This is a genomic window from Nonomuraea sp. K271 (genome assembly GCF_009908215.1).
Lineage (GTDB): Bacteria > Actinomycetota > Actinomycetes > Streptosporangiales > Streptosporangiaceae > Nonomuraea > Nonomuraea longispora.
In genome coordinates this window covers 1-8,098 of record NZ_JAAAHR010000265.1, presented here as the reverse complement: position 1 = coordinate 8,098, position 8,098 = coordinate 1, and the positions used below count along the sequence as shown (strand labels likewise).

Sequence of the window (8,098 nt, the reverse complement as noted above, 5' to 3'; positions counted from 1 at the left end):
CCTCCCACGACGCCTCCAGCAACAACCGCTGCTGCGGATCCATCGACAACGCCTCACGCGGCGAAATCCCGAAGAACCCCGGATCAAACTCCGCCGCGTCATACAAGAACCCGCCCTGACGCGTGTAGGTCTTTCCTGGCGTGCCGGGCTCCGGCCCGTACACTCCTTCGACGTCCCAGCCACGGTCGGTGGGGAAGTCGCCGATGGCGTCCTGAGCCTGGGCGACCAGCGCCCACAGGTCCTCCGGAGAGAGCACGCCGCCGGGATAGCGGCAGGCCATGCCGACGATCGCGATCGGCTCGTCGGCCGCCTTGGTCGCCGCCACGACGGTCTGCGCCGTCTGTGCGCCGAACAGTTCGTCCGCCAGGAACTCCGCCACCGCCTCGGCGGTCGGGTAGTCGAAGATGAGCGTGGCCGGAAGCGGCACGCCGATGGCGGCGGTGAGCTGGTTGCGGAACTCGACGGCCGTCAGGCTGTCGAAGCCGAGCTCCTGGAACTGGCGCTGCCGGTCGATGGCCGACCCGTCCGCGAAGCCGAGAACCGTGGCCGCGGTGCCGCGTACCAGGTCGGAGAGCGCCGACAGGCGTTCCGCGGGGCCCAGCGCGGCCAGGCGCTGCGCGAGCCCGCCGGACGAACCGGCGCGGCGCACCGTGGAGCGGCTGCCGGTTCGGGTCTGGACGAACCGCGCGGGAATCAGCACCGCCTGGTCCGACGACACGGCGGTGTCGAAGAGCGCCAGCCCGTCGTCGACGGACAGCGGCCTCACTCCCGCGCGCTCCATGCGGCGCAGGTCGGTTTCGTCCAGCTCGCCCGCCATGCCGCCGGTCGCCCACAGCCCCCAGGCCAGCGAGGTGCCCGGCAGGCCGTGCACCCTGCGGTGGTGCGCCAGGGCGTCCAGGTACGTGTTGGCCGCGGCGTAGTTGGCCTGGCCCGCGCTGCCGAGCACCCCGGCCAGCGAGGAGAACACCACGAACGCCCGCAGGTCACGGTGCCGGGTCAGCTCGTGCAGGTGGCGGGCGGCGTCGGCCTTGGGCCGGAGTACGGCGTCCAGGCGGTCGGGGGTGAGGGAGGCGATGACGCCGTCGTCCAGGACGCCGGCCGTGTGCACCACGCCCGCCAGCTCGTCCACGCCTTCGAGCAGGGTGGCGAGGGCGTCGCGGTCGGCCACGTCACAGGCCGCCACGGTGACCTCGGCGCCCAGCTCGGACAGCTCCGCCACCATGTCGGCCACACCGGGCGCCTCCGGCCCGCGCCTGCTGACCAGCAGCAGGTTGCGAACCTCGTGCTCGGTGACCAGGTGGCGGGCGACCAGCGCGCCCAGGCCGCCCGTGCCACCGGTGACCAGCACCGTGCCCTCGGGCCCGAACACCGGCCCGCCATCGCCCAGATCCGTCACCCGGCTCATCCGCGGCACCAGCACCCGACCCTCACGCACGGCCAGCTGCGACTCGCCGGTCGCCAGCGCCCGGCCGGCCGTCTCGGCGTCCAGGTGCTCGGTGTCGGCGTCCAGCAGCACGAGGCGGCCGGGTTGCTCCGACTGCGCGGCCCGTACGAGGCCCCACACAGGTGCCAGGCCCAGGTCCACGTCCTCGTCCGCGTTCACGGCCACTGCTCCCCGGGTGACGATGACCAGCCGCGACGACGCGAACCGTTCGTCGGCCAGCCAGTCCTGCACCAGGGCGAGGGCCGCGTGGGTCGTCGTGTGCAGGTCCCCGCCTGCGCAGCGGGTCAGGACCGGGACGTCCACCGGGTCGAGGGAGGCCAGGTCCGGGAGGACCTCCGCTCCCGTGCCCAGGTCGTCGGTCCCGAGCACGAGCCACCGGGGAGCGTCCTGCTCGGAAGCGGCCGGGGCCGCACTCCACTCCAGCCGGTGCAGCAGGCCCTGGCTTTCCGACGCGCTCAGCTCGGCGGTCGACACGGGCCTCAGGGTGAGCGCGCCGATCTCGGCCACCGGAAGGCCGCTGTCGTCGGCGATGCTCAACACGATGCTCGTGTCGGAGGAGCCTCGGCTGACCTTGACCCGCAGGCCCGTCGCCCCGGCCGCGTGCAACTCCACCCCGCTCCAGGCGAACGGCAGATACGGCCTGCCCTCCGCCCTCGGAACCAGATCACCCAGCGCCGCGGCATGCAACGACGCATCCAGCAACGCCGGATGCAACCCGAACCGGCCCGCCTCCACATACCCCTGCTCCGGCAAGGCGATCTCGGCGAACACCGCCCCCTCGTGCTGCCAGGCCGCCACCAACCCCTGGAAGAGGGGGCCGTACTCGAGGCCTGACATGGCCAGGTCGTCGTACAGGTGCTCGACGTCCACCGGCCTGGCACCGGCCGGCGGCCACTGCGACGGCCCGACAGGCGGCTCCTCGGACTGGCCGACCAGGACGCCCTGCGCGTGCTGGACCCACTCCCCCGCGTTGGCGTTGCGGGAGTGGATGCTCACCTGGCGGCCGCCCGACTCGTCGCACGGCCCGGCCACCAGCTGGACGTGTACGCCGCCGTCGGCCGACACGAGAAGGGGCGCCTGGAGGGTCAGCTCCCGCACGTGCGGGCTGTCCAGCTCCTGGCCGACGCGGAGCGCCAGCTCCACCAGCGCCGCCCCTGGCACCACCACCCGGCCATTGACCTGGTGATCGGCCAGCCACGGCTGCCCGGCCAGCGACAGCCGGCCGGTGAAGGTGTGGGTGTCGGAGTCGGGCGCGGAAATCGCCGCACGAAGCACGGGGTGGTCGATGGCGCGGAGCCCGGCGGCGTCCACATCACCGGAGTCAGCGGTGACCGGCACCCAGAACCGTTCGTGCTGGAAGGCATAGGTGGGCAGATCGACGAACCGGCCCGAACCGAGAACCGCCTCCCAGTCCACGGCGATGCCCTGGACGTGCAGCCGCCCCAGCGCCTCGATCAGCGCCCGGGTCTCGTCACGGTCCTTGCGCACGGCCGGGACGAACACCGCGTCCTCGACACTCTGCTGCGCCAGCCCGGTCAGCACTCCGTCCGGGCCGACCTCCAGGAAGTGCGTCGCCTCAGCAGCCGTCACCCCATCCGCGAACCGCACGGCGCCGCGCACGTGCTCGACCCAGTAGGCGGGGTCGGTCAGCTGACCCGGCTCGGCCAGGCGGCCGGTCACATTGGAGACGACCGGAACCGCAGGCTCGTGGAAGGCGATCCCGCTGATCGCCTGCGCGAACTCCGCCAGCATCGGCTCCATCAACGGCGAGTGGAAGGCGTGCGAGACGCGCAACCGGCGGGTGCGTACCTGGGCTTGGGCCTCGATCTCGGCGATCGTGGTCTCGTCACCCGACACCACCACCGCAGCGGGACCGTTGACCGCCGCGATCCCCACCCGGTCCTCACGGCCTTGCAGGAGCGGCAGGACGTCGGCCTCCGCAGCGGCCACCGCCAGCATCGCCCCACCAGAGGGAAGCGCCTGCATCAAGCGAGCACGAGCCGCCACCAGAGCACAGGCGTCCTCCAGCGAGAACACCCCAGCCACATGAGCAGCCGCGATCTCCCCGATCGAATGACCGACCAGCACATCCGCCCGCACACCCAACGACTCCAGCAACCGGTGAAGCGCCACCTCGAAGGCGAACAGCGCCGGCTGGGTCATCCCGGTCTCGTTCAGCACCCCCTCGGGATCGGCGAACATCACCTCACGCAACGGATGCGGCAACAACGGATCGAACACCCGGCAGATCTCGTCCAACGCCTCGGCGAACACCGGGAAGTGCTCAGCCAGCACCGAGCCCATACCGACCCGCTGACTGCCCTGGCCGGCGAACAGCAACGCCAGCTTCCCACCGGAACCGCCTCCGGAAATCGCTCCGGACGCATCCTCTTCGGCCAGCGCCCGCAGGCCCGCCACCAGTTCGTCCCGATCGGCGCCCACGACCACCGCGCGCTGCTCCAGCACCGCCCGGCCCGTCGCCAGCGACCACGCCGCATCCGACACCGCAACCGACGACTCCGACTCCAGCCACGACGCCAACCGACCGGCCTGCGCCCGCAACGCCCGCCCGTCCTTCGCCGACACCAGCAACGGCACCACCGGCATCTGCTCCACCGGCTCAGGCTCCGGCTCCACCACCGGCCCCTGCTCGATGATCACGTGGGCGTTGGTGCCGCTGATCCCGAACGACGACACCGCCGCCCTCCGGGCATGCCCGTTCTCCTGCCACGGCCGCGCCTCGGTCAGCAGCTTCACCGCACCCGCCGACCAGTCCACATGCGGCGACGGCTCATCAGCATGCAACGTCCGCGGCAGCACACCGTTGCGCAGCGCCATGACCATCTTGATCACACCGCCCACACCGGCAGCGGCCTGCGTGTGACCGATGTTCGACTTCAGCGATCCCAGCCAGAGCGGCTGCTCCCGATCCTGCCCGTACGTCGCGAGGATAGCCTGCGCCTCGATCGGGTCACCGAGCTTCGTACCGGTGCCGTGCGCCTCCACCGCGTCCACCTCAGCCGGCGACAAACCCGCGTTCGCCAGCGCCTGACGGATCACCCGCTGCTGCGAAGGACCATTCGGGGCGGTCAGGCCGTTGCTGGCGCCGTCCTGGTTGATCGCGCTGCCCCGCACCACGGCGAGTACGTGGTGCCCGTTGCGCTCAGCGTCCGACAGCCGCTCCACCAGCAGCATGCCGACGCCCTCGCCCCAGCCGGTGCCGTCCGCGTCGGCCGAGAACGCCTTGCACCTGCCGTCCGGCGACAGGCCGCGCTGGCGGGAGAACTCGACGAACGTGCTGGGTGTGGCCATCACGGTCACGCCGCCGGCCAGGGCCAGGTCGCACTCGCCCGACCGCAACGCCTGGACCGCCAGGTGCAGCGCCACCAGCGAGGAGGAGCAGGCCGTGTCGACCGTGACGGCCGGGCCTTCGAGTCCGAGGCTGTAGGACACCCGCCCGGAGGCGATGCTGCCGGAACTGCCGGTTCCGATGAGCCCTTCGAGCTCTCCCGGCACAGCCGACAGCTGGGGCGCGTAGTCGTGGTACATGACGCCGGCGAACACGCCGGTCCGGCTTCCCCGCAGCCGGGTGGGGCTGATCCCGGCCCGTTCGATGGCCTCCCACGACGTCTCCAGCAGCAGCCGCTGCTGCGGGTCCATCGCCAGGGCCTCGCGCGGTGAGATCTCGAAGAAGCCCGGGTCGAACTGGGCGGCGTCATACAGGAAGCCGCCGTGCCGGGCGTACGAGGTGCCCCGGCTGTCGGGGTCAGGGTCGTAGAGTTTGTCCAGGTCCCAGCCACGGTCGGCAGGGAACTCGCCCACCCCGTCACGAGCCTGCGCCACCAGCTCCCACAGGTCCTCAGGACACAGCACCCCACCCGGGTACCGGCACGCCATGCCCACGATCGCGATCGGCTCGTCGACCGCCACGGGAGCGGCCACCACGGCCTTCGCCGCCTGCCCGCCGGCCAGCTCGTCCGCCAGGTACGCCGCCACGGCCTCGGCCGTCGGGCAGTCGAAGATGAGGGTCGCAGGGAGGCGCAGCCCGGTGGCCGCGTTCAGCTGGTTGCGGAACTCGACGGCCGTCAGGGAGTCGAAGCCGAGCTCCTGGAACCGTCTGGCCGGCTCGACCGCCTCCGCGCCGTCGAAGCCCAGCACGGTCGCCGCATGGGTGCGTACCAGGTGGAGGAGGTCGGCCGGGTTGGTGCCGACCGTGCTCGACCTGCGCGTGGGTACGCGGACCAGCCCGTGCAGGAGTGCGGGCAGCGTACCCGCCTGGGCCTGGGACTGGAGCGCCGGCATGCTGAGCACGGCCGGGACCAGGACGGGGTGTTCCGCGCGGACCGCGACGTCGAACAGGGCGAGCCCGTCGGCGATGGGCATCGGCATGATGCCGCCGCGTTCGAGGCGGCGCAGGTCGGCTTCGTCCAGCTCGCCCGCCATGCCGCCGGTTGCCCACAGCCCCCATGCCAGCGAGGTGGCCGGGAGGCCCTGGGCCCGCCGCAGCTCCGCGAGGGCGTCCAGCGACGTGTTCGCTGCGGCGTAGTTGCCCTGGCCCGCGCTGCCGAGCACGCCGGAGAGGGAGGAGAACAAGACGAACGCTTTCAGGTCGCGGTGCCGGGTGAGCTCGTGCAGGTGCCAGGCGGCGTCGCTCTTGGGCTTGAGTACGGCGTCCAGGCGGTCGGGGGTGAGGGAGGCGATGACGCCGTCGTCCAGGACGCCGGCCGTGTGCACCACTCCCGCCAGCTCGTCCACGCCCTCCAGCAGCGTGGCGAGGGCGTCGCGGTCGGCCACGTCACAGGCCGCCACATCCACCTCGGCGCCCAGCTCCGACAACTCCGCCACCAGCTCGGCCGCGCCCGGAGCATCGAGCCCGCGCCGGCTCACCAGCAGCAGCTTCCGAACCTCGTGCTCGCTGACCAGGTGACGCGCCACCAGCGCGCCCAGCCCGCCCGTGCCACCGGTGACCAGCACCGTGCCCTCGGGCCCGAACACCGGCTCACCATCACCCAGATCGGTCACCCGGCTCATCCGCGGCACCAGCACCCGACCCTCACGCACGGCCAGCTGGGACTCGCCGGTCGTCAACGCCTCAGCGGCCACGTCCGCGGGGTCGCTGTCCGCGTCCAGGTCCAGGAGCACGAACCGGTCCGGCTGCTCGGCCTGCGCGGCCCGTACCAGACCCCATGCCGTCGCCTGCGCCGGGTTCGGGACATCGTCCTGTCCCACCGCGAAGGCGCCGCGCGTGACGACGACCAGCCGCGTCCCCGGCTCGTCGGCTGCGCCGAACTCCTGGAGGGCGGCGAGCACGCCGTGCGCGGCCCGCCTGATCGCTTCGGGAGCCGGCGCCTCGGACACCGCCACCTCGAAGATCTCGTACGGCGGCTCGGGCTGTGCCACGCGTCCGGCGGGCCGCACCCAGCCGATCTTGAACAGGCTGTCGTGACGAGCCGTCCTTTGATCGGCGGAGCTCGGGCGGAGCGTCACCGACCCGACCTCCATGACGGGCGTCCCGGCCGTGTCGGCCATGGCCAGGGAGACCACACCGTCGTTGCCTGTGGGCGCGATCCTGACCCGCACGGTCGTCGCGCCGTCGGCGTGCAGCGCCACCCGGTTCCAGGAGAACGGAACGTACGGCCGTCCCGGCTCGGCCTGCGGCAGCAGACCGGCCATGGGGATGGCGTGGAGGGAGGCGTCCAGGAGCGCCGGGTGCAGCCCGAAGCGCCGGGCCTCCGCCTGGGCCGTCTCAGGCAGGGCGATCTCGGCGTAGACGGCGCCGTCCCGCTGCCAGACGGCCTTGAGGCACTGGAAAGTCTCGCCGTACTCGATGCCGGTCGCGGCCAGGTCGTCATAGACGCCGTCGGTGTCGACGGGCCGGGCGCCGGGCGGCGGCCACTGCGCGAGGTCGAAGCCCGGCGCGGAAGCGTCCTGGGTGAGCACGCCCTGGGCGTTCTGCGACCAGTCGGCGCTCTCCTCGGACCTGGAGTAGATGGTCACCTGGCGGCGGCCCGATTCGTCGGGCTCGGCCACCACCACCTGGAGCTGCAGGCTTCCCCGTTCCGGCAGGACCATCGGCGCCTGGAGGGTCAGCTCGTCGAGCACCGGGCAGCCGGTCTCGTCACCGGCCCGTACGGCGAGCTCCACCTGCGCCGTCCCCGGCACGATCACCTGACCGGCCACCACGTGATCGGTCAGCCACGGCTGCTCGGCCGGTGACAGGCGGCCGATGAGCGTCAGGGTAGCGGTGCCAGGGGCGGGCACGGTGGCGGTCAGCAGCGGGTGGTCCACGGCCGCCAGCCCGCCGCCCGAGGCGACGTCACCGGTGGCGTAACCGGCGTCGAGCCAGTAGCGGCGGCGCTGGAAGGCGTAGGTGGGCAGGTCGACGAACCGGGTGGGGACGTCGGCGAAGTAGGCGTCCCAGTCGACGGTGATGCCCTGGACGTGCAGCCGGCCCAGCGCCTCCATCAACGCGCGGGTCTCGTCACGGTCCTTGCGCACCGCCGGGACGAACACCGCATCCTCGACAGTCTGCTGCGCCAGCCCGGTCAACACCCCATCCGGACCCACCTCCAAGAAATGCGACGCCCCAGCCGAGACCACCCCGTCAGCGAACCGCACCGCGCCACGCACATGCTCCACCCAGTAAGCAGGAAC

Annotated in this window: 1 protein-coding gene; it reads right to left on the bottom strand. The window is 72.4% G+C overall.

Annotated features, from left to right (window positions below; genetic code table 11):
- The coding region (locus GUY59_RS44825) for an SDR family NAD(P)-dependent oxidoreductase (RefSeq protein WP_161715054.1) at window positions 1–7,996 on the bottom strand (7,996 nt) is incomplete at its 3' end.
- Between the last annotated feature and the right edge of the window lie 102 nt (window positions 7,997–8,098).